We start from the raw sequence: 21,750 nt of genomic DNA, 5'->3' as shown, positions 1-21,750 counted from the left end.
ATGCCTTAACACTTAAGTTAAGCTTTTATGCCTAAACTGCTGAGACCGCCTGAGGTTTTCCCTTTATTATCATAGGTCATTGATGATTTATTATGATTGACTAGTAACGAAGTTTTCATTCTTTCAACAGCTATTTGAGATTGGTGAATAATTAAACCATTAACTTGGTTTTGTTTTTTACTGCGCTCTAAGCTAGCCTTAATTTCCGCTAATTCGTTACTAAAGTTACCCGCTAACTTTTCTTGCTTAAATTCAAAACTTTGGCCAATAGCATTATCAACAGTTTGTATTGCTAAAAGTAAGGTGTTTTTATCTGCGGTGATCTTGATCAGTGCGTCGGGGTTTTGTTGCTGGAGTATTTCTTTTTCCGTGCTTAATAATGCCTCTAATTGCGTCAATTGTGACAATTGCTGAGAAACTAATTGTTGTGGCGTTATTTTTTCAGACATGTATTTACTCCACTATAGCGATAGCGGCAAGTTAGCCGAGTTCAAATTCAAAACTGGCGATACTTGCCGCTAGTTTTTCTGGGTTAATTTTATAATCACCCGAAGTAATAGCACTTTTTAGCTCATCAATTTTTTTCTGATTAAGTGCTGGCGAAGAATCTGTTGCTTTTTTTTGTAGCTCATTCATCTGCTTTGCTTGTGGAGTAATTGATACTGAATCACGAGTTGCAAATTTAGCTTGTTGTGAAGTCTCAGTATTTTGCGTGACTTGCTGTTTTGTTTGCACTTGTTGTTCAAATTTTTGCTTTACTTGATTGACGTTATTCAAGTTATTGATATTTATAGCCATTATCATGTCCTATTTACAACAGTAATTGGTTTCTAACCTTATATCGGCAAAACAGCGGGAAACTTAAGCAAATATTATAGATTAATTACTACTTGGTTAATAGCGCTAACTTGTCCTTGAACCACACGACCAGATTTCTTATTTTCAACAGGAATTAGCTCACCTAAACTACCATCTTTAAGTGCAATACCAAAGGATTTAATTTCAAAACTAGCTGATTTTGCGATGATGTTTACCGGTTGTCCTTTACAAACAAAGCAGGTGTTTCTATTGGTGATAGCACTGCCTTGAGATAAGTTTCGCTTAGTCCTGGCACCAGTAACGATTTTCGGATCAGTTAATACAGTCCCGCGTATCTGGCCGCTATCTTTAAAAATAACTTCAATATTAGAGTTATCGAGTAAGGTACCTTTAGCTATCCGCATCCGAGTTACCAATATCGGCACGATAGTTTGGATCTTTACAGGAATAAATAGTTGCCAAGGTTCCTCGTCTGGGCAAACAATTTTAACATTTACGTTTCTACCGTTATGTTTTTCAGGTATATTTGCCGATAATGGCGATAAGCAAGGCTGTAATGAAATTCTTGGATCTATTGGAGATACTTCAACGTTTAGTTTTCCCTGGGCAGGTATGCTCACATTGCTTTCAACATAAGATTTGATGAAATTATAAAGATAATCGCGATCGAATGTCATGGCTGTACTCGGATTAAGTACCGCTAAGTAAATAACGGTAAACGTTATTAAAATCTTTAATTTACTCATAATTTTTTGATCTGGCTGCTAGGGAAATAAAAATACTCGTCTATGCTTACTGAATACAATTTAACATAAATAACGTCAAAACATTTACGTTATTGCTTAATTGGGAATACAATCAAGAATTGTGCCTTTGTTATATTTTCATTGGCATAGCTAAAGAGGTTTTTATGGCAGGTATATTAGATTCAGTTAATCAGCGTACGCAATTAGTCGGTCAAAATCGATTGGAGTTGCTACTATTTAAGCTTGTTGGTAGACAGCGCTTTGGCATAAACGTCTTTAAAGTACGTGAAGTTATGCCTTGCCCTCGGCTGACATCGTTACCCAAACAAGATAAATTCATTAAGGGTGTGGCCCATATTCGTGGTCAAACTATTTCTGTTATTGATTTAAGTAAAGCTACAGGGGGTCCTGAAATTGTACAAACAGAAAGTAGCTTCGTTATTATTGCGGAGTACAATCGTAGCGTGCAAGGGTTCCTTGTTTCGGGTGTCGAACGCATTGTTACCTTAAGCTGGAAAGATATTATGCCACCGCCAGAAGGAGCCGGTAAATCAAGTTACCTTACCGCCGTTACTGAGATTGACAATGAAATGGTATCGATCCTGGATGTGGAAAAAATTCTTAATGAAATTAGCCCTATTTCAACGGAATTAAGTGAAGGTGTTGCCGATGTCACTGTTGGTGAAGATATTGGTGACCGCGTTATTATGATCGCAGATGACTCAACAGTTGCTCGAAATCAAGTTAAGCGAGCACTTGAGCCACTAGGTCTGAATATGTTGTTAGCTAAAAATGGTCAAGATGCACTGAATCAGTTACAAGATATTGCTGAGGGCTGTCAAAATAGCATCACTGAAAAAGTTGCCTTGTTAATTTCTGATATTGAAATGCCTGAAATGGATGGCTACACCCTGACGGCAGAGATTAAGCAAGATGAACGGATGAAAGATATCCCGGTAATTTTACACACTTCTTTAAGTGGTGTATTTAATAATGCCATGGTAGAGAAAGTGGGTGCAGAAGATTTTATTCCTAAATTTCATCCTGATGAGCTGGCTACGGCCGTTAAGAAGTGGCTAAAGCATGATGAAGTTTCTTAATATTTGTTACGTTAATTAAATAAGGTGGATTATAGCTAGTGTTAACTAAGCAACTTGATGATAAGAGTTATCATCAGTTTAGAACTTTTCTAGAGCAACAATGCGGCATTGTTTTAGGTGAAAGTAAGCAGTATTTGGTGAAAAGTCGTTTAGCGCCATTGATGATAAAATTTGATGTGCCATCATTATCTGATTTAGTTGCGCAAACGCTTAATCCGGTTAAGCGGCAATTACGAGCGGCAGTTATTGATGCCATGACAACAAATGAAACACTATGGTTTCGCGATGAGTATCCATTTGAGCTGTTGAAAAAGCGTTTACTACCTGAGTTTAAGGGCCAGCGAACACCATTAAAAATTTGGTCAGCGGCAAGTTCTTCAGGGCAGGAGCCTTATTCAATTGCTATGGCAATTTATGAGTATCAACAAAGTAATCCTGGCGCATTTGCTGCTGGTGTTCAAATTATTGGCACTGATATCTCTAATACTATGTTGGAGCATTGCAAATATGCGCATTATGACAGTTTATCGTTATCAAGAGGCTTATCTTTAGAGCGCAAAAAAAAGTTTTTCGAAGCGGGTGATAATGGCATGTTAAAAGTCAAAGATGTTATCAAAAAAATGGTCAGTTTCCGACAATTAAACTTACTGAACAGTTACAGTTTAATGGGACGTTTTGATTTGGTATTTTGCCGTAACGTCTTGATTTACTTCTCTCCTGAGATTAAGAAACAAATTATTTCCCAAATTCACGGTACACTAAATAACGATCGCTATTTATTTCTGGGCGCTTCGGAATCTCTGGCCGGAATTAGCCAAGATTTTAATATGATCCGCTGCAATCCTGGCATTGTTTACCAAAAAAAATAACATCCACCTAATACCTCTGGCATAAATCTTGAATAAATACCTTCATTCACTTGGAGGTATTTTTTTATGGCTATTAGTTTTGAAAAAGCATTTGGTATTTATCCACAAGGTTTGCAAATACGTGCTCAGCGCGCAGAGCTTATTGCCAGTAACATTGCTAATGCCGATACGCCAGGCTATAAAGCTCGAGGAATGGACTTCAAAGCTGCACTAGCGCAAGCAAGTTCCAAACAACAAACCGGTATGACTCGTACCAATGAAAAACATTTCGATGTCCGTATGGAGCTGAACAATGGCGTTGGCTTTAGACAATCTGATCAACCTGATACTGGTGACGGTAATAATGTAGATGTACAAGTGGAACGAAACTTGTATCTAAAAAACTCTATGGAATACCAAGCAAGCCTACAATTTCTAAACGGTAGTATTAAGGGCTTGCGAAAAGCCATCACTGGAGGGCAGTAATAATGAGCCTATTTAATGTATTTTCTGTTTCTGGTTCGGGAATGAGCGCGCAATCAGTGCGCTTAAACACAACGGCCAGTAATATAGCTAACGCCGATAGTGTTAGCAGCAGTGTCGATAAAACCTATCGTGCACGCCACCCAGTTTTTGCCGCGGAGATGCAAAAAGCTGCCGGCGGACAAAATGAGTCGGTAGGTGTTCAGGTTTTAGGTGTTGTTGAAAGTGACAAGCCACTTAATGTTGAATATGCGCCGGATCATCCAATGGCAGATGGTGACGGTTATATTTATAAGCCGAATGTTAATGTTATTGAAGAAATGACCAATATGATTTCGGCTTCACGCTCATATCAAACTAATGTGCAAATAGCGGAGTCGGCAAAAAGCATGCTGACTAAAACACTAACACTTGGTCAACGCTAAGGCTATATAGGAATTTAATATGGAAACTGTATCGGGTTCTAATCCATTAGACAATATTCGTTGGCAGCAAGAAACACCAACTCCTGAAGCGGATGCAAATCGCGGCATGCTAACGCAAGAAGATTTTTTCGCGTTACTCACCCAAGAGCTTTCGAATCAAGACCCGACTAAGCCGGTTGAAAATAACGAAATGATCTCTCAAATGACAGCATTTTCGACCACCGATGGCGTGTCAAATTTAAATGATCAATTCACTAACTTTGCCGCTTCTATGTCGTCTAGCCAAGCATTACAAGCATCGTCTTTAGTTGGGCGAAGTGTTTTAGTTGATGATAATGTTTTTGGTATGGAGGAAGGTGAGGAAGTCAAAGGCAAGCTCGTTACTGATAAACCGGCATCAAACGTTAATATTTATGTTGAGAACGTTGCCGGAGAAATTATACAAACCGTTCCTGTCGGTAGTGTTAAGGCAGGAGACTTCACTTTTACTTGGGATGGACAAGGCGCTGACGGTAAACCAGCACCTGAAGGTGCTTATCGTTTTCGAGTTGCCGGACTGGTTGACGGTGAAGCGAATGAATTACAAGCCATGACCTATCGAAAAGTCGATAGCGTCACTCTAGCAGGTGCCGGTGGCAGCATATTATTAAATCTTAATGGTGGCAGTTCGATGAAACTATCGGATGTTATTGAAGTAACACAAGGTTAAATTAACAGAATTTTTTACGAGGTGAACTATGTCATTTAATGTCGCATTAAGCGGTCTAAACGCTGCTCAAAAAGATTTGGATGTTACATCCAATAACATTGCAAACGTAAACACAACTGGCTTTAAAGAGTCGCGCGCAGAGTTTGTAGATGTTTATGCTGCGTCTTTATTATCATCAGGCAAAACCAAAGTCGGTGACGGTGTTTTGACGGCTGATGTTGCTCAACAATTTTCTCAAGGTAGTATTCAGTTTACTAACAACTCCTTAGATTTAGCGATTACCGGTAATGGTTTCTTTGCTACAGTGCCTGAGCTTGGTAGCTTGGAAACTTCTTATACCCGAGCAGGGCAATTTAAATTAAATCAAGATAACTTTATTGTTAACTCACAAGGTGGCCATTTATTAGGCTTTCCGGTTAACCCTGATGGTACGTCTGCTTCAGTAAGTTTAAGTACTGCGGAACCGATTCGTATTCCAACGGCTTCTGGTGCGCCTCAGGAGTCTTCAGAGGTTGATATTCGGATGAACTTACCGGCGGGAGATTCCTATATATCTAGTGCTCCTGATAATTTTGATCCAACAGATCCATTAACTTTTAACCACTCGACCTCTATTACGATTTTTGATTCTTTAGGCGATAGTCATATTATGACTTATTACTTTGTGAAAGATGACCCAACAACCGCGCCTAATCAGTGGATGATGTTCGCCGCAGTTGACGGTAAAGTAATTGACTTAGACGATGATCCAGCTGTTCAAGCTACGGCTGATGCTAATGAAGCAACAGCAAGAACAAATGCCACTAACGCTCAAACAACTTATGATGCAATAGTCTCACCGACTTCCGCTGATTTAGCAACCTTAAATGCAGCAAAAACAGCGCATGCTAATGCTATTGCTGCGACAACACCTGAAGGTGGTACTGGTAGTGGTGGTTTAGCACCGGGCGGAGTAAAAGGAGCTAGATTAACTTACAATTCTTCGGGTGACTTTATTAGTCAATCTCCATCTCCAAGTAATGGTGGTATTAGAACCGTAGCATTTACCGATCACTTACCTAACGGCGCAGATCCAGATCAAGTGGTAAAAATAAATTTCAATTTAGATCCCCTAGCACCAAACCCTAATGAACCAACACAATTTGCTTCTAATTTTGAAGTAACATCATTACAACAAGATGGTTTAGCGGTTGGTCGATTAACTGGCATTGATATCGGTACTGATGGTTTAGTGCGGGCAACATACAGTAATGGTACCTCAGAGCCATTATCACGTATTGCTATGGTAAATTTTGCTAATGAGCAAGGTTTAACACAAGTGGGCAGTACCGGCTGGAAAGAGAGTATCACTTCAGGGGAAGCACTTGCAGGCGAAGGCGGATCGGGTACCTTTGGTACCATCAACTCATCGGCCTTAGAGCAATCTAATGTTAACTTAACTACAGAGTTGATTGATTTAATTTCAGCTCAACGTAACTTCCAGGCTAACTCTAGGGCGTTAGAGGTTGATAATCAGTTGAACCAGACTATTTTACAAATTCGTTAATTTAATTGACGAATAACCACTAAAAAACCAGATTCTCAACCAGAGATATCTGGTTTTTTTTTAATTTTATTATCTCGCCCACTGTTCATCATACGGTTAATTTTTCTGCTTGATTTTTTTGGCATCGTACTTGCAGTAGTTCAACTATGACTTATTTTATTGGGGAAGTTCATTATGGATAAGATGCTTTATATCGCTATGAGCGGTGCCAAGCAAAACATGCAAGCCTTATCAGTGAATGCTAATAACCTCGCTAACGCCAAAACTACTGGCTTTAAGGCTGATCTAGCGAATGCTAGAGCAATGCAAGCTTTTGGTGAAGGCTTACCTACTCGGGTGTTCTCTATGACCGAGCGAGCAGGCCAAAATTTTGACAGTGGCGCTTTACTTACAACTGGACGCGATCTGGATATTGCGATTCAAGGTCAGGGTTGGTTAACCGTGCAGACTGAAGATGGTAGTGAAGCTTTCACTCGTAATGGTCAGTTAAAGTTAAGTGATAATGGTGCCCTTGAAACGTCAAGTGGTGACTTAGTTATCGGTGAAAATGGTCCTATCTTTTTACCATTACCGGTTAATAATATTAATATTTCTGCTGATGGCACCATTATGGTACAGCCAGAAGGAGCGCCAAGTTCAGTACAAGAAGAAGTTGGACGTATTAAGTTTGTTAACCCAGATAATCGCTTTTTAGAGAAAGGTAACGACGGCTTATTTCGTCGTAAAGATGGCAATATTGAACCGGCTGATGTCTCGGTACAAGTGGCAAGTGGTGCTTTAGAGTCAAGTAATGTCAATCCTATCGGTGAGATGACTGATATGATCGCGCTGCAGCGACAATTTGAAATGCAGCTAAAAATGATGAAAACCGCAGAAGAAATTGATTCAAGTGCATCTTCATTATTACGTGCGTTCTAAATAAATTATTTCGAGGTGATATATGAACCCAGCATTATGGATCAGTAAAACAGGCTTAGATGCGCAAACGAAAGAGATTGCGGTTATTTCTAACAATTTAGCCAATGCGAGTACCGTTGGCTTTAAGAAAAGTCGTGCGGTATTTGAAGATTTACTTTATCAAACAATTAACCAGCCTGGTGGGCGCTCAGCACAAGATACTGAAATGCCATCGGGCTTAATGCTCGGTGCTGGTACTAAAGTGGTGGCAACGCAAAAAATTCATACGCAAGGTGACATGCTTAATACTGATAATGCCTTGGATTTGATGATTCAAGGTGAAGGCATGTTTGAAATTTTAATGCCTGATGGTTCATCTGCTTATTCCCGTAATGGTCAATTTACCATGGACGACGAAGGCAATATAGTAACGCCAGGTGCTGGCTATTTGATGCAGCCACAAATAACCATACCAGAAGACGCTTTAAGCATTATTGTTTCTCAAGATGGTGAAGTTTCTGTGACCTTACAGGGGCAAGCAGAGCCCGCTGTTGTTGGACAAATAAATACCATCAACTTTGTTAACCCGACAGGTTTGCAGCCAATAGGGCAGAACTTATATGTTGAGACCGCAGTCAGTGGTGCGCCACAAGAGGGCGTACCAGGGCTAGAAGGTTATGGCATGATAGTGCAAGGAGCGCTAGAAACGTCGAATGTGAATACCACTGAAGAGCTAGTTAACTTAATTGAAAGTCAGCGGGTGTATGAAATGAATTCAAAAGTTATTTCAGCTGTCGATCAAATGCTTAGCTATATCAATCAACAATTATAAGATTGAGGAGCATATCATGAAAGGCCAACAATCTTCGCTAATATCGACCCTCGTTACTTTGAGCATTGTTACTATGCTGTTCACTGGCTGTGCGAGTGTCGAACAAGCTAAAACATTACCCAATGATCCTGATTTTGCGCCAATTTTACCTGAAATGGAAGATGAACCTTTAGTGCCTACGGGCTCGCTATTTAAAGTAAATTACATTAATAACATTTATTCAGACTCTAAAGCTCATCGCGTCGGCGATATTATCTCCGTCATTTTAAGTGAAAGTACTCAAGCGCAAAAAAATGCTAAAACTGAATTAACGAAAGAAAATAGTGCCACGCTTAGCCCCGTTACTGGTTTTGGTGGTGACACACTGAATTTTAAAAATAAAGCACTGCAATTTGGCTACGACCAATCGTCAGACTTTTCAGGTGACTCAAAGGCTAACCAAGGTAATAGTTTGTCGGGCAATATTTCTGTTCATGTTTTAAGAGTACTACCTAATGGTAACTTGATGATCCGTGGTGAGAAGTGGATGTCATTAAATAATGGTGACGAATATATTCGTTTAACCGGTATTGTACGCTCACAAGATATTAGTTCAGAAAATACCGTCACCTCAAGCAAAGTGGCAAATGCACGCATTCAATATGCGGGTACTGGTACCTTTGCCGATGTACAAGAACAAGGCTGGTTATCTAAATTTTTCAGTAGTTCATGGTGGCCTCTTTAGCGGAATAATATGATGAAAAAATACTTATATAGCTTTTTATGTTTAATGACTTTAGCCGTTATGCCAGAAGTAAATGCACAACGTATTAAAGATTTAGCGGATGTTGCTGGTGTTCGCAGTAACCAGTTAATTGGCTACGGTTTAGTGGTGGGTTTACCGGGCACGGGTGAGCAAAGTCCTTTCACTGAGCAAAGCTTTAAAACCATGCTGAGTAATTTTGGTATCCAAATGCCGGCAAACTTAAAGCCTAAAATTAAAAATGTTGCCGCCGTTGCTGTCCATGCAGAATTGCCCGCGTTTTCAAAACCAGGACAAAAAATTGATGTGACGGTTTCTTCTATGGGCAGTGCACAAAGTTTACGTGGTGGTACCTTAATCCAAACGATATTAATGGGGCTTGATGGTAATGCTTATGCCGTTGCCCAAGGTAGTTTAATTGTCAGTGGTTTAGGTGCAGAAGGATTAGATGGCTCAAAAGTAATTGCTAATACGCCAACGGTTGGTCGGATCGCTAATGGCGCTATGGTGGAACGGGAAGTATTGTCGCCATTTACTTCTGGTGACCATATTACTTTTAATTTACATAATGCCGACTTTACCACGGCAAAGCGCCTGTCAGATACCATTAACAATTTGATTGCCGGATCTGCACGTGCCATTGATGCTGCATCGGTGAAAGTGACAGCACCGAGAGATGCTGCAGATCGTGTTAGCTTTTTATCAACCTTAGAAAATCTAGAGTTTGAACCCGGCTCTCCGGCAGCAAAAATTATTGTTAACTCTCGTACTGGCACTATTGTTATCGGTGCTGATGTTCGTTTACTGCCGGCGGCAATTACCCATGGTGGTATTACGGTAACAATTAATGAACTTGAAAATGTTTCTCAGCCTAATGCCTTCGCAGAAGGAGAGACTGTAGCGACTAACCAATCGATTATTGATGTTAAACAAGATGATTCGCGGATGTTTGTTTTTGATCCCGGAGTTACTTTAGATGCGTTAGTGCGGGCGATTAATCAAGTCGGCGCAGGTCCAGGCGATGTGATGGCGATTTTAGAAGCGCTAGATCAAGCCGGAGCATTACGTGGAGATTTGATCATTATTTAATGATCCTATACTGCTTATGACCACACGTATTGCTGACGCACAAAACTTTTTAGATATTAACGGCTTAAACTCAATTCGCCAAGATGCGAAGTCGGGTGATAAGGCCAGTAAAGAAGCCGCACTAGACCAAGCTGCAAAGCAGTTTGAGGCTATCTTTGTACAAATGTTAATGAAAAGTATGCGTAAAGCACAAGATGTGTTGGAGTCTGATAGTCCGCTAAACTCAGAATCGACAAAATTTTATCGTGATATGCACGATCAGCAAATGTCGCTAGAGCTTTCTAATAATGGCGCACTAGGTCTTTCTGAGCTTATTGTTCGTCAACTTGGTGGTGATAGCGAAAATTTCACCCCTCATTCTATTTTGCGTTCAGATGGTAACCTTGATAGCCGAGCAAATGTTCGTGTTAGTGACTCACCAGCAATTAACAATATTAGTTTAGCCAATAATTCGACAGCAGAGCAGGATGCTAACAACGATCGTCAAACAAATGGCTCAATTGTCGCTCAAACGGCGGCAAACTTGCTCCAAGCCCCCGTTTTTGAACAACCTAAAGATTTTGTGACTGCCTTAATACCAGAGGCAAAACGTGTGCAAGATAAAATTAATGTGCCATTTGAAGTGGTTATTGCTCAAGCAGCATTGGAAACCGGCTGGGGTCAAAAAATTATTAAAACCGATAGCGGTGAAAGCTCTAATAATTTATTTAACATCAAAGCTGATAGTCGCTGGGATGGTGAGCAAACACATAAAGAAACGCTTGAGTTTGAAAATGGCGCAATGGTCAAGAAGCGCGAACCTTTCAGGGTCTATGAATCACTGTCAGAAAGTGTCAATGACTACTTAAAATTATTAACCGGTAGTGAAAGATATCAAGGAGCTTTAGAAAAGTCGACAGATGTGGAGCAATTTTTGCATAACCTACAAAGTGCTGGTTATGCAACCGATCCCAATTACGCTAAAAAGATAATGGGAACCCTTCGGACAGTAACCAGTTTAATAAATAAATAAATTTATCGGTAATTTCACCGTTGAAATTAAGGTTACTGCGGGAGTTTAGGTCATGTCGATTAGTCTATATCAAACTGGTGTTAGTGGTTTATTAGCCGCACAGCAGCAGTTAGCGACAGTTGGTAACAATATAGCCAATGTAAACACTGAAGGTTACAATCGCCAGAGAGCAGAGCAAGGTGCTTCTCAAGGGCTTGTAAATGGTGGCAACTATATTGGCGGAGGAACCTATGTTCAAGATATTACTCGCATTTATGATCAATTCTCTCATAAAGAACAGCTACTGAGCCAAAGTAACCTCGGTAATTCTGACGCCCTTAGTATTAATTTAAACCAGCTCAATGAAATCATGACCTTTTCCGGTGATGCCATCGGTGGTTCAATTGATCGATTTTATCAGGCAATGAATGGCATTGCTGATAATCCAAGTGATTTAGGCTTGCGTAATATCGCGTTAAGTCAAGCTGAAATTCTTGCCAGTGACTTCAATACGTTGAATGCTAATTTTGATCAGTTAGAGAAATCTACTAACGGTGAAATTGAGCAAATGGCCAGTAAAATTTCACAAATATCGCAAGAAATAGCGAAAATCAACGAACAAATTCTACAAAATAGTGATTTAACGGTAGCGGGCCAACCAAACGACTTATTAGATAAGCGCGATCAGCTTGTTGGCCAGCTTGGTGAATACACTTCTGTTAATACCATTCAAGATACCAATGGTGTTATGACAGTGATGATAGGTAATGGTGCCACGCTTGTTGCTGGTATTACTCCTTTAACCATCAGTGTGCAAGCGGGTAATCCAGATCCGCTGCAAACACAATTACAGATAAATAGCCGTAATGGTAGCGTTGCTATTGACGGCGGCAAGCTTGGTGGCGCTATTGCTGCGAAAATGGAATATCGTGATGAACATTTACTCGATACACGTAACGAAATCAATCGCTTGGCTATGGTTATTTCAGAAACATTGAACCAAGCGCAGTCGCAAGGCCTTGACTTAGAGGCACAGCAAGGGCGTGAGATATTTACCGATATAAATAGTGCAGGCTTACAAGCTGGACGAGTGTTAAACCATACCACAAACTCGGGAGGTCTAAGTGCGGCTGTTAATATTACCGATGTTTCTTTAGTGCCAGCAGATGAATTTGAAATTAAGTTTGATGGTAGCGACTACCTTATGACTAATAAAACGAGTGGCTCGGTAACTAACTTAGGTGCTGCCGGATCTGGTACTTATAGTACGGGCTTAGGTTTTGAATTTAATGAAGTATCAGGGGCACCAGCTACCGACGATAAATTTACTATTCGTCCGACGGAAAATAGTGCTGCATTAATGAAGGTGACATTAACTGATGGTAAAGGGCTTGCGGCAAGCTCAGCGGTAGGTGCCAATCCCGATGCTAATAATGTTAGTGATGGTGCTGTTAGCATCATCAATGTTACCGATCCGGTAACGGCAAGAGCATACACCGAAGGCAGCAATGCTAAGTTAACTGTTGATGTTTATAAAAATTCATCGGGCACATTCGACTATCGTGTTTATGATGCTGCTAACCCACCACCAGCACCGGTAATAACTTCAGGAAACTTCGCAGCTGGAGCTTCTGTGATAATTGATATGCCACCAGCACCTGCTAGTGCTGCTTTTCAAATTGAAATTTCAGGTGCGCCAGTGGGACAAGGTTCATTAGCTCGTGAAAAATTTACTATTTCCGATGTTTTTGGTCCAGGTAATGGCAGCAATGCTAGTTTTATTTCTGCCACACAAGAACAAGCAATTGTGGGTAACAGTACACAAACATTTAGCCAGAGTTTAGCGATAACCACTGCAGATATTGGCTCTAAAGCCAGTTCAGCAGAGCTTGTTGCTAATACTGCGCAAGCGTTATTTACTCAAGCCTATAACCGCAATCAATCTACTTCAGGGGTCAATTTAGATGAAGAAGCAGCAAATATGATTAAGTTTCAACAAGCTTATCAAGCTTCATCTCGAATTATATCGGTAGCCAATACCATTTTTGATACCTTATTAGCCGCGGTTTAAGAGGAAATATTATGAGAGTTTCAACAGCACAGTTTTATTTCCAGAATAGCCAGCAGTTGACTAATAAGCAATCTAGTGTCAATGAACAAGTCAATTATTTGTCTAGTGGCAAAAGGGTACTTACTGCTAAAGATGACGCTGTAGCTTACGGCACACTTGCCGGTTATAAAAATGAATTGGCCAATATTGATAAATATCAACGCAACATAACCCAAGCAGAAAACCGTAACTCGTTACAAGACATCTCATTTGCAAATGCTGAAGATCTGATGCAAGAGTTAAAACAAGTTTTTATTCAAGCAAATAACGGTACTTTGTCTGATGCTGATCTATCCTCTTTGGCAGATCAAGCAACAAATACTTTGTCGCAATTACTCGATATCGCCAATAGTAAAGATGAAACTGGTGGTTATATTTTTGCTGGTTATCAAACCAATATCGAACCTTTTGCACTTCAAGCTGATAAGAGTGTTAATTATCTGGGAGACAGTGGTGTTAGAGAGCTACAAATAGCAAAAAATGTTTCTGTTGCAACCAATCAACCAGGTGATGTGGCATTTTTTAATATTCCAAATGAAATTGGCGACTTTAGTACCAAGTATGTGACTAACCTTTCAGGATTTAGCGTCAATAATGCGACGATTACCGATCCTAGTAATTATGATCCGGCAACGAACCCTCCCGATTATAAATTTGCTTTTAGCCTACCTAATGATTTAACCGTCACTGATGGTAACGGCACTGTTGTAGTACCAACAACTCCTTATACCGCAGGGCAAACCATTGCCTTTAATGGAATAGAAGTTCAATTAAGTGGCAACCCATTGCCGGGCGATGAGGTTGATATCACACCAGAGCAAAATATTAGTATTTTTGAAAGCATTAAAAATGCTATTAACTGGATGGAAGTCGGCACTGCCCCAACGGATGCAGTTAAACACGGGGTAGAATATGCCGATACGCTAGCGCAGCTTGATCAAGCACTCAATCATATGACTACACGCCGCAGTGATGCTGGCATTCGGTTACAACTGATCGATAGCCAAGAAAGTAATCATGCGGATGCCCAGTTGAACCTCGCGTCTGGAAAATCAAATATTGAAGATTTAGACTTTTCCAAAGCAGTAGCGACCTTTGAACAATCTAAAGTTGCATTACAAGCGGCTCAACAAAGTTTTATTCAAGTAAAAGACTTGAGTTTATTCAATTATATTTAATTAATTTAAAATAAAATAACTTTTGGCACGAGATATGCTTTTATTTGTATGTGTCAAAAAATTTGAATTGTGGTTCCGAAGAAGTGTTGTTATCAGCAATAGAGCCACACCCTAACCTTAGGAGATGATAGCAATGGCTTTAGTCGTAAATAGTAATATCGCATCTTTAAACTCTCAGCGCCAATTGACCCGAGCAACTGACGATCTGAGTACATCATATCAACGCCTGTCCTCAGGTAAACGTATCAATAGTGCAAAAGATGATGCTGCTGGCTTGCAAATTTCAAGTCGACTGACATCACAAGTTAACGGTCTAAATCAAGCGGCACGAAATGCCAATGATGGTATATCATTAGCGCAAACTGCTGAAGGTTCGTTAGATGAATATACTAATATTCTCCAGCGTATGCGAACATTGGCTGTACAATCGTCAAATGGATCAAATACCACTGCAGATAGAGCAGCATTGAATGCTGAAGTAACTGAACTCACTGATGAGCTAGATAGGATAGCAACTGACTCATCTTTTGGTGGCGTATCATTATTAGATGGTAGCTATGCTGTTGGCTTTCAAGTGGGAGCTGATGCCGGTCAAGTTATTTCTATGACCATATCGCAAAACTTTTCATCTACCGTTATTGGCGCAGACGTCACAGTAAGTACTTTTGCCAACGCACAAACAGCAATCACTAATTTAGACTCAGTATTGTCGACGGTGAATAGTACCCGTGCCGATCTCGGTGCGAAACAAAACCGCTTTAGTTCGGTTATTCGAAGTAATACTAATACTGCGGAAAATGTTTCAGCATCGCGCTCACGCATTGAAGATACCGACTATGCTGCTGAATCTGCAAAACTAGCGCGTAGTAGTGTTTTACAACAAGCAGCGAGCTCTATGCTCTCACAGGCGAATCAGCAACCGCAAATAGCTTTATCGTTATTACAATAATCGCGGTAATAAATGCTTATCCTTTAAAAGCCTCTTCGGAGGTTTTTTTTATATGAAAATATAACCATGAGATGATAAAAAACATTTAATGGTATTTTTATATTAATTACATGTACTTATGTGTTTTTTGGGTTGAATTAAGAAAAAAAGTAAAAAAAGATTAAAGTAAATAACCAAGCTACCGATAAAGTTTACAAGAAGCACTTATCGAAACTGAATAATCGCTTCGTAAATTAATAACTTTGACGGGCAATTTGACCCAGGAGCATTATCATGGCTTTAGTCGTAAATAGTAATATCGCATCATTGAATTCACAACGTCAACTTAGTCGTTCTACTGAAGAACTTTCGACTAGTTACCAAAGACTTTCATCTGGTAAACGTATTAACAGCGCGAAAGATGATGCTGCTGGTCTACAAATATCGAGTCGTTTAGCTTCACAAATAAACGGTCTAAATCAAGCAAGTCGTAACTCTAACGATGCTATCTCGCTGGCACAAACTGCTGAGGGTGCGTTAGACGAGTATACTAACACTTTACAACGTATGCGTACCTTAGCGGTACAATCATCAAACGGCTCTAACACTACAGCTGATAGAACGGCACTAAATACTGAGGTTCTTGAATTAACGGATGAATTAACGCGTATTTCTGAGCAAACCTCATTTGGTGGTGTAAACTTACTTGATGGTGATTACAGTGAGCGATTCCAAGTAGGCGCTGATGCTACACAAGTAATTTCTATCACCATTGGTACAAGCTTCTCTGCGACCGATATTGGAGCGGATGTAACAGTAAGTACGTTTGCTAATGCACAATCGGCAATCACAGACTTAGATTCAGTATTAAAAACAGTGAATACAACCCGTGCTGATTTAGGTGCAAAACAAAACCGTTTTAGTTCAGTTATTCGCAGTAACGATAATACGGTAGAAAACTTGTCAGCGTCACGCTCACGTATTGAAGATACTGACTTTGCTTCTGAGTCTGCAAAATTAGCTCGAAACAGTGTATTGCAACAAGCATCAAGCTCTATGTTGGCACAAGCTAACCAACAACCACAAATAGCGTTGTCATTATTATAAGATCTACTATCATTGGTTGAGTTAATACTATAAATAATGAGCGCTCAGTATTGAGGGCTCATTTTTTATTAACACATTTGAAATGTGGTGACTTTAAGGAGAGTTAAGATGTCGTCAAATATGTTCTCATCTGCGAGTATATCATCCGGCTTTGATATTGAACGAACACGCCAAATTAGTAATGATAATACTACCGAAGTTAAGAAAAAAATTGAAAATAATCAATCGTCTTCCGTCGACAATGACGGTGCCTCGGTGCTGTCGCAAGATATCTTACTGAAAAAAATTGAAGAAAGTGCAGAGACAGCAAAAAACGAAAATGCCCCTGAAAGTGCCGAGCAATTAGAGCAAGCGATTGCAATAGTTTCTGATTTTATTAATCAACCACCACGCAATGTTAATTTTACCAAAGATAATGATTCAGGAAAAACTGTCATTAAAGTGATTGATAACGAAAGCAAAGAACTTATTAAGCAGTTTCCATCGGAAGAGTTAATATCTATTGCGCAGAAAATACAAGCATTGCATCAGGAAGTGGGTGAAAAGGCTGGCATACTTCTTGATAAAAGAGTTTAAGCAGTAACGTACAACGTCTCAACAAAAATCTTAGCATTTACCGTGTAAAATACAGTATATTGCTGTTATTAGTTATTAATTATTGGGGAATATTATGAATCTTACATCGTTAGGAGTAGGGTCAGGAATAGATTTAGAGTCTATCGTTACGGCTTTTATCGATGCTGAGGCAGTTCCTCGAGAAATACGTCTGCAAACTAAAGAAGAAGAACTAACCCTGGAGTTATCCGGTGTCGGTAGTTTTAAATCGGCTTTATCCTCTTTCGATAGTATTTTAAATAAACTTGCTAATGCGGACGCATTTAACAAACAAATCCTTTCCAGCAGTACGGAAGCGATTGAGCTAACCAGTAATGGTTTTGCCAGTAACGGTAGTTTTTCTGTTGAAGTAGAAGCCTTAGCGTTGGGAACGCGTCTACAATCGGAAACTTTTACAAGTTCTGCCGATACCGTGGGCACAGGTACCCTAACTTTTGGTGCAGGTGTCGATAGCTTTGATGTTACGGTTGACGCTGCTGACGATCTTTCAGCCATCCGCGATAAAATTAATGAGCAAAGTACTAACTTTGGTGTAACTGCTAATATTATTAATGGTGATAGTGGTTCTTTTTTGGTGTTTAATTCTCAAGTTACTGGCCTAGCCAATAATTTGACAGTAACAACATCGGATGCATCACTGGACGCCATTTCAACAAACAACAGCGTTGAACAGGTAGCACAAGATGCGGTTATTTACATTGACGGCAATAAGGCAACCAGTAGTAGTAATGAATTTAAAAATGTTATCGAAGACGTTACCATTACCGCTAAAACCGTAAATTTAGGTACACCAGCAACGATTAACATCGCGCAAGATGAAGAAAATGGTACGACATTAATTAATGAATTTGTAGATGGTTTTAATGCGCTAATGACCAATATTACGGGTCTAGGTGCACCACAGCAAGGGCGTTTAGCTTTTGACCCAAACTTACGCCAGGTAAAGCAACAATTAACCGATATGGTGATTAATAATGTTGCTGGCTTAACGGGTGGTATTGATTCTTTAAGTGATATTGGTATAGATATTACTAAATATGGTACGTTGGAAATTTCTGCCTCTAGCGGTAACTCATTACCAAGCGGCCAAGAACGCTTAGCTAGCGCCTTAGAGAGTAATTTGGCAGAGGTTGGCGCGATATTTGCTTCTACTAATGGTGTTGCGACGAAAATGTCAGAATCTATCAATAATTATATTGGTACTAATGGCACTTTAATTGAGCGCGAAAAATCATTAAACGAGCAACTTAGCGGTATTGAAGGTGAGTACGAAGCGTTAGAGGATTATCTAAGAAATTATGAAGAGACCTTGAGAAAGCGCTTTACCTTTTTAGACAATACCGTAGCGCAATATAATGCAACAGGTTCATTCCTAGATTCAGCTTTAGCGGGGTTAAGCAAAAGTAGTGACTAGCTAGTCATTATTCCCGCTTTTAATCATAGGTAATATTATTAATTGTAACTGGGGGTTAGCCCGATGAGAAAAAATTTACAAACTTATAGAAAAGTTAACATTGAAAGTGGCGTTTTATCTTCAGATCCACATCAACTTATTTTAATGATGTTTGACGGCGCATTAAGGGCAATTGCTGAAGCAAAAGGTGCGATTGAACGAAAAGATTTGGCCAGTAAATCGATCGCTATCACCAAAGCTATTAATATTTTTAGCGCCTTGCGAGAATCTTTGGATAAAGAGTCTGAGCCAAAAATATCGGAAAATTTTGATAATTTATATACCTACTGTATTACGAAGCTAATTGATTTAAGTATTTCTCTAAAAGTAGAGGGTTTAGATGAAATATCAGCCTTTATTAGACCTATCAGAGATGCCTGGTCTCAAATGCCAGAATCGTCTAAGCAAGAAGGTATTAGCTTAATTAAAAATAAAGAGCACAGCCAAGCGCAGTTAGCTGCAGGACGTTAGTGTGCAATATCTGGCACTTTTTCAGTCGATATACGCTTTAACTAAGCAAGCCAGTTTACTGGCTAAGCAAGAAAAGTTAGCATTATGTTTTGAAAAAATAACAGAGCGGCAAGCTTTGTTAGAGAAGTTACAGCGTGTTTTAGAGCAAGAAGGGCTGCTGCTTAGCGACGGTGAGATAAAAAATAACTATATTGAATTAATTAACTTTATTCAATTAGAAGATAATCAGGCCGTGGCCGCATTAGCTGTTCAGCGCAATGAATTAATGGGGCGTGTTAAAAAGCAATCGACGATAAAAAAAGCCATGAATGCCTATCATAATGTCTTGCTTTCCAAATAGAACAGCCGCTTTAGCCTTAGTATTTATTACCTGGCAGTAGAGGCGGTGTATAAATCGGCTGAGTAATGCTAAAGTCGTATTAATTTAGTTATTGGAGCTTATTTTGCCTAATAGTAACGAAGAAAGTAATGATTTATCACATCATGTCAATAGTCTGAAGCAACAACAAGACTTCCTACAAAAAAAACTTGATGCTAAGCAAGCAGTAGAAAATAAACTCCAAGCAATTGCTGATAATTTATCACTGCTAGTCGATGATGAAACAGCCCTAAAATCACGATTTAGCAGTAATATGCAGGCATTTCAAACGCATTTTCCTGATATTTATCAATTTTTCAGTAATTATTCTGTAAAGAAAATTGAAGTTGCTATTCATGAAGGTTTTGCTAATTTGCTCGATACTGAATCTGGCGATGTGATGTATGAATATCCCGCTTATCTTATGACATTAGCGCAAGTACAGGCATATCAAAAATCACCATTATCCTCGAGCTCTAAATTTTATCAGCATGATGAAAAGTTAGGTGACTTCCTGCATTCAAGAAAATTGAACCCTATCGTTGAATTATTACAAAGCCGTGTTGATAGTGATGTTGATAAAACTCAGGAATTACCTAAACACTTAAATGCTTTAGTTATGTTTGGTGTCGGCTTAGGTTATCAACTAGAGCTATTGTTTGACCAACATAGCGTGGGCTCAGTCTATTTGATTGAACCTTGTTTAGATACTTTTTATGCTTCATTACATACCGCAAATTGGCAATATATTCTTGATAGTATGGCTGTTAAAGACGTTAATCTTCATATTTCTCTAGGGCCACAGGAAGAAGAGTTTTTTGATCAACTGTTAAAAGAAACCTATATCAATGGTCGCTATGAAGTAGCGAAGACGCATTTATATATTCATCAAAATTCGGCGGAAATTACGGCCCTGGTTGGACAATACAAAGCGCGATTTTTTGAACTCATTCAAGGTTGGGGATTTTTTGATGATGGCATCATGGCGATGTCTCATTTTCTGAAAAGTTTAGAGAATGGTATTCCAGTACTTAAAAAGAAAGTGCCTTTTGATGTTGATATTGCAACAACACCGGTGATCATTGTCGGTAATGGCCCATCGCTTGACCAACATATTGATTTTATTAAAAAATATAGTGACAAGGCGGTTATTATTAGCTGTGCTTCAGCATTAAGCGCGCTTTATAAGTGCGGTATAGATGTTGATATTCACTGCGAGCAAGAAAGAATTTTCGCGGTGGCAGAAAAAGTTGAGTACTATGCCCCTGCAGACTATATCAAACAATTGACTTTACTGGCTCCGGCTACTCTCCACCCAGCAGTACATGATAAATTCGCACGTAGTATCATGGCACCAAAAGCGAGCGAGCCATCAACATCACTGTTGTTACAAGATCCAATCGCCTGTGAGTTATTTGAAGAAGCCAAACATATAACGCCAACCGTGGCCAATACCGCCCTTGTCATGGCGACCAAGCTTGGCTTTCGACAGTTTTATTTTGTTGGTGTCGACTTAGGCCGAAAAAAAGCCGGTGCGCATCATAGTCAACATAGTTTTTACTATGATGACGAAGGTAAGGATATAAATTTATATCCTGAAATGAATAACGAGTTTATCAATCCCGGTAATTTTTCTGGTGAATTTATTTCAGATCCAATCTTTAACATGTCTAAGTTGAGCTTAGAGCGTTTTATTGCTGAAAATGAGCAGATACGATGTTTTAATCTCAGTGATGGTGTCTTAGTTAACGGAAGTATACCAACGCTACAAAATACGCTTGCTGAAAAGTTAACTATAGCTGCAAATTTAGATAAAAAGTTATTAGTAGATAGAGCCTATAACTTAGCGTCATATCATGATGATGGTGAGCTATATCAACGTTTAGTCGCTGCAGCAGATCTAGATGACTTTGAAGAGCTTTGTCATTGGCTTATTGATGATATCAGTGATGATATTAGTACTATGGCTGAGGCTATTGCGAAAGTGAGAGCGCAATCCCATATTGTTAGAGAAGTGGAAATATCAGGTAAGCGGCACTTGTCATTATTGATCAATGGCAGTATTTTGCATATGCAGGCGACGCTAACTCGCTTATTGTATGAGGCAAAAAGTGAAGATATTGCTTTAAGTGACTTTAACGCAGCATTACAATACTACTTGGAGTTTCTCAATGAAGCTCCTGAGGTGTATCGTCAGCATTATAAAGAGCCGCTTAGCCGTGAAACAGAGCACATGAAAGCCTTACGAAAAGCAAAATAATTGTCTGATAAAGCCCCTCATTAAGGGGCTTTTTATTTAAAGG

23 protein-coding genes are annotated in these 21,750 nt (G+C 39.4%); 20 read left to right on the top strand and 3 right to left on the bottom strand.

Annotation, left to right across the window (positions count from 1 at the left end; genetic code table 11):
- Positions 1-17 precede the first annotated feature (17 nt).
- From FGD67_RS08140 to flgA, 3 genes are all read right to left on the bottom strand, one after another.
- A complete protein-coding gene (locus FGD67_RS08140) occupies positions 18-449 on the bottom strand; it encodes a flagellar protein FlgN (protein WP_257174540.1) in 432 nt (143 codons plus the stop codon).
- Positions 450-480: 31 nt separating this feature from the next.
- The gene (gene flgM, locus FGD67_RS08135; protein WP_257174539.1) at positions 481-798 is read right to left on the bottom strand and encodes a flagellar biosynthesis anti-sigma factor FlgM; all 318 of its coding nucleotides are present in this window, start codon (positions 796-798) and stop codon (positions 481-483) included.
- 74 nt (positions 799-872) lie between these two features.
- On the bottom strand, positions 873-1,565 hold the full coding sequence (gene flgA / locus FGD67_RS08130; protein WP_257174538.1) for a flagellar basal body P-ring formation chaperone FlgA: 693 nt from the start codon (positions 1,563-1,565) through the stop codon (positions 873-875).
- 164 nt (positions 1,566-1,729) lie between these two features.
- Here flgA and FGD67_RS08125 point away from each other — a divergent pair, with 164 nt between their 5' ends.
- The 20 genes from FGD67_RS08125 to FGD67_RS08030 all read left to right on the top strand — a co-directional run bounded on the left by FGD67_RS08125 (position 1,730) and on the right by FGD67_RS08030 (position 21,707).
- Positions 1,730-2,665, top strand: coding sequence for a chemotaxis protein (locus tag FGD67_RS08125; protein WP_257174537.1), 936 nt, complete (start codon positions 1,730-1,732; stop codon positions 2,663-2,665).
- A gap of 38 nt (positions 2,666-2,703) precedes the next feature.
- Positions 2,704-3,534: a protein-glutamate O-methyltransferase CheR gene (locus FGD67_RS08120; protein WP_257174536.1), complete on the top strand. Its 831-nt coding sequence runs from the start codon at positions 2,704-2,706 to the stop codon at positions 3,532-3,534.
- 66 nt (positions 3,535-3,600) lie between these two features.
- Complete coding sequence (gene flgB, locus FGD67_RS08115; RefSeq protein WP_257174535.1) at positions 3,601-3,999, top strand: flagellar basal body rod protein FlgB; 399 nt, start codon at positions 3,601-3,603, stop codon at positions 3,997-3,999.
- Between the two features lie 2 nt (positions 4,000-4,001).
- Positions 4,002-4,421: a flagellar basal body rod protein FlgC gene (flgC, locus tag FGD67_RS08110; RefSeq protein ID WP_257174534.1), complete on the top strand. Its 420-nt coding sequence runs from the start codon at positions 4,002-4,004 to the stop codon at positions 4,419-4,421.
- A gap of 19 nt (positions 4,422-4,440) precedes the next feature.
- Entirely contained in the window at positions 4,441-5,130 is a 690-nt protein-coding gene (locus FGD67_RS08105; RefSeq protein ID WP_257174533.1) for a flagellar hook assembly protein FlgD, read from the top strand.
- 28 nt (positions 5,131-5,158) lie between these two features.
- Positions 5,159-6,676, top strand: a complete 1,518-nt coding sequence (locus FGD67_RS08100; RefSeq protein ID WP_257174532.1) for a flagellar hook protein FlgE — start codon at positions 5,159-5,161, stop codon at positions 6,674-6,676.
- Between the two features lie 174 nt (positions 6,677-6,850).
- The gene (gene flgF / locus FGD67_RS08095; RefSeq protein WP_257174531.1) at positions 6,851-7,594 is read left to right on the top strand and encodes a flagellar basal-body rod protein FlgF; all 744 of its coding nucleotides are present in this window, start codon (positions 6,851-6,853) and stop codon (positions 7,592-7,594) included.
- Between the two features lie 22 nt (positions 7,595-7,616).
- A complete protein-coding gene (flgG, locus tag FGD67_RS08090) occupies positions 7,617-8,405 on the top strand; it encodes a flagellar basal-body rod protein FlgG (RefSeq protein WP_257174530.1) in 789 nt (262 codons plus the stop codon).
- 16 nt (positions 8,406-8,421) lie between these two features.
- Positions 8,422-9,129: a flagellar basal body L-ring protein FlgH gene (flgH, locus tag FGD67_RS08085; protein ID WP_257174529.1), complete on the top strand. Its 708-nt coding sequence runs from the start codon at positions 8,422-8,424 to the stop codon at positions 9,127-9,129.
- Between the two features lie 12 nt (positions 9,130-9,141).
- Positions 9,142-10,236, top strand: a complete 1,095-nt coding sequence (locus FGD67_RS08080) for a flagellar basal body P-ring protein FlgI (protein ID WP_257175091.1) — start codon at positions 9,142-9,144, stop codon at positions 10,234-10,236.
- 16 nt (positions 10,237-10,252) lie between these two features.
- Entirely contained in the window at positions 10,253-11,248 is a 996-nt protein-coding gene (gene flgJ / locus FGD67_RS08075) for a flagellar assembly peptidoglycan hydrolase FlgJ (RefSeq protein WP_257174528.1), read from the top strand.
- A gap of 52 nt (positions 11,249-11,300) precedes the next feature.
- Positions 11,301-13,298, top strand: coding sequence for a flagellar hook-associated protein FlgK (flgK, locus tag FGD67_RS08070; protein WP_257174527.1), 1,998 nt, complete (start codon positions 11,301-11,303; stop codon positions 13,296-13,298).
- Between the two features lie 11 nt (positions 13,299-13,309).
- Positions 13,310-14,515, top strand: coding sequence for a flagellar hook-associated protein FlgL (gene flgL, locus FGD67_RS08065; RefSeq protein ID WP_257174526.1), 1,206 nt, complete (start codon positions 13,310-13,312; stop codon positions 14,513-14,515).
- 133 nt (positions 14,516-14,648) lie between these two features.
- Positions 14,649-15,464: a flagellin gene (locus FGD67_RS08060; protein WP_257174525.1), complete on the top strand. Its 816-nt coding sequence runs from the start codon at positions 14,649-14,651 to the stop codon at positions 15,462-15,464.
- A gap of 273 nt (positions 15,465-15,737) precedes the next feature.
- Entirely contained in the window at positions 15,738-16,550 is an 813-nt protein-coding gene (locus FGD67_RS08055; protein ID WP_257174524.1) for a flagellin, read from the top strand.
- Between the two features lie 108 nt (positions 16,551-16,658).
- Positions 16,659-17,126 (top strand): flagellar protein FlaG, encoded by a 468-nt coding sequence (locus tag FGD67_RS08050; protein WP_257174523.1) that lies wholly within the window; start codon positions 16,659-16,661, stop codon positions 17,124-17,126.
- Between the two features lie 94 nt (positions 17,127-17,220).
- Complete coding sequence (fliD, locus tag FGD67_RS08045; protein ID WP_257174522.1) at positions 17,221-18,579, top strand: flagellar filament capping protein FliD; 1,359 nt, start codon at positions 17,221-17,223, stop codon at positions 18,577-18,579.
- Positions 18,580-18,642: 63 nt separating this feature from the next.
- The gene (fliS, locus tag FGD67_RS08040) at positions 18,643-19,089 is read left to right on the top strand and encodes a flagellar export chaperone FliS (RefSeq protein ID WP_257174521.1); all 447 of its coding nucleotides are present in this window, start codon (positions 18,643-18,645) and stop codon (positions 19,087-19,089) included.
- A 1-nt stretch (position 19,090) separates the two neighbouring features.
- Positions 19,091-19,429, top strand: a complete 339-nt coding sequence (locus FGD67_RS08035; RefSeq protein ID WP_257174520.1) for a hypothetical protein — start codon at positions 19,091-19,093, stop codon at positions 19,427-19,429.
- A 103-nt stretch (positions 19,430-19,532) separates the two neighbouring features.
- The gene (locus FGD67_RS08030; protein ID WP_257174519.1) at positions 19,533-21,707 is read left to right on the top strand and encodes a 6-hydroxymethylpterin diphosphokinase MptE-like protein; all 2,175 of its coding nucleotides are present in this window, start codon (positions 19,533-19,535) and stop codon (positions 21,705-21,707) included.
- Positions 21,708-21,750: the final 43 nt, after the last annotated feature.

This window comes from Colwellia sp. M166, assembly GCF_024585285.1.
Taxonomy (GTDB): domain Bacteria; phylum Pseudomonadota; class Gammaproteobacteria; order Enterobacterales; family Alteromonadaceae; genus Cognaticolwellia.
The sequence above is the reverse complement of the archived record's forward strand: the minus strand, read 5'-3'. Positions and strand labels throughout refer to the sequence as shown.

Bases quoted from the DNA above. Each gene is read 5' to 3' on its own strand.
- flgA (WP_257174538.1), bottom strand. From the start codon at position 1,565: ATGAGTAAATTAAAGATTTTAATAACGTTTACCGTTATTTACTTAGCG.
- flgB (WP_257174535.1), top strand. From the start codon at position 3,601: ATGGCTATTAGTTTTGAAAAAGCATTTGGTATTTATCCACAAGGTTTG.
- FGD67_RS08080 (WP_257175091.1), top strand. From the start codon at position 9,142: ATGAAAAAATACTTATATAGCTTTTTATGTTTAATGACTTTAGCCGTT.
- flgG (WP_257174530.1), top strand. From the start codon at position 7,617: ATGAACCCAGCATTATGGATCAGTAAAACAGGCTTAGATGCGCAAACG.
- flgH (WP_257174529.1), top strand. From the start codon at position 8,422: ATGAAAGGCCAACAATCTTCGCTAATATCGACCCTCGTTACTTTGAGC.
- flgK (WP_257174527.1), top strand. From the start codon at position 11,301: ATGTCGATTAGTCTATATCAAACTGGTGTTAGTGGTTTATTAGCCGCA.
- flgF (WP_257174531.1), top strand. From the start codon at position 6,851: ATGGATAAGATGCTTTATATCGCTATGAGCGGTGCCAAGCAAAACATG.
- FGD67_RS08105 (WP_257174533.1), top strand. From the start codon at position 4,441: ATGGAAACTGTATCGGGTTCTAATCCATTAGACAATATTCGTTGGCAG.
- flgC (WP_257174534.1), top strand. From the start codon at position 4,002: ATGAGCCTATTTAATGTATTTTCTGTTTCTGGTTCGGGAATGAGCGCG.
- FGD67_RS08050 (WP_257174523.1), top strand. From the start codon at position 16,659: ATGTCGTCAAATATGTTCTCATCTGCGAGTATATCATCCGGCTTTGAT.
- FGD67_RS08100 (WP_257174532.1), top strand. From the start codon at position 5,159: ATGTCATTTAATGTCGCATTAAGCGGTCTAAACGCTGCTCAAAAAGAT.
- flgM (WP_257174539.1), bottom strand. From the start codon at position 798: ATGGCTATAAATATCAATAACTTGAATAACGTCAATCAAGTAAAGCAA.
- fliS (WP_257174521.1), top strand. From the start codon at position 18,643: ATGAGAAAAAATTTACAAACTTATAGAAAAGTTAACATTGAAAGTGGC.
- FGD67_RS08060 (WP_257174525.1), top strand. From the start codon at position 14,649: ATGGCTTTAGTCGTAAATAGTAATATCGCATCTTTAAACTCTCAGCGC.
- FGD67_RS08125 (WP_257174537.1), top strand. From the start codon at position 1,730: ATGGCAGGTATATTAGATTCAGTTAATCAGCGTACGCAATTAGTCGGT.
- FGD67_RS08055 (WP_257174524.1), top strand. From the start codon at position 15,738: ATGGCTTTAGTCGTAAATAGTAATATCGCATCATTGAATTCACAACGT.
- FGD67_RS08140 (WP_257174540.1), bottom strand. From the start codon at position 449: ATGTCTGAAAAAATAACGCCACAACAATTAGTTTCTCAGCAATTGTCA.
- flgL (WP_257174526.1), top strand. From the start codon at position 13,310: ATGAGAGTTTCAACAGCACAGTTTTATTTCCAGAATAGCCAGCAGTTG.
- fliD (WP_257174522.1), top strand. From the start codon at position 17,221: ATGAATCTTACATCGTTAGGAGTAGGGTCAGGAATAGATTTAGAGTCT.
- flgJ (WP_257174528.1), top strand. From the start codon at position 10,253: ATGACCACACGTATTGCTGACGCACAAAACTTTTTAGATATTAACGGC.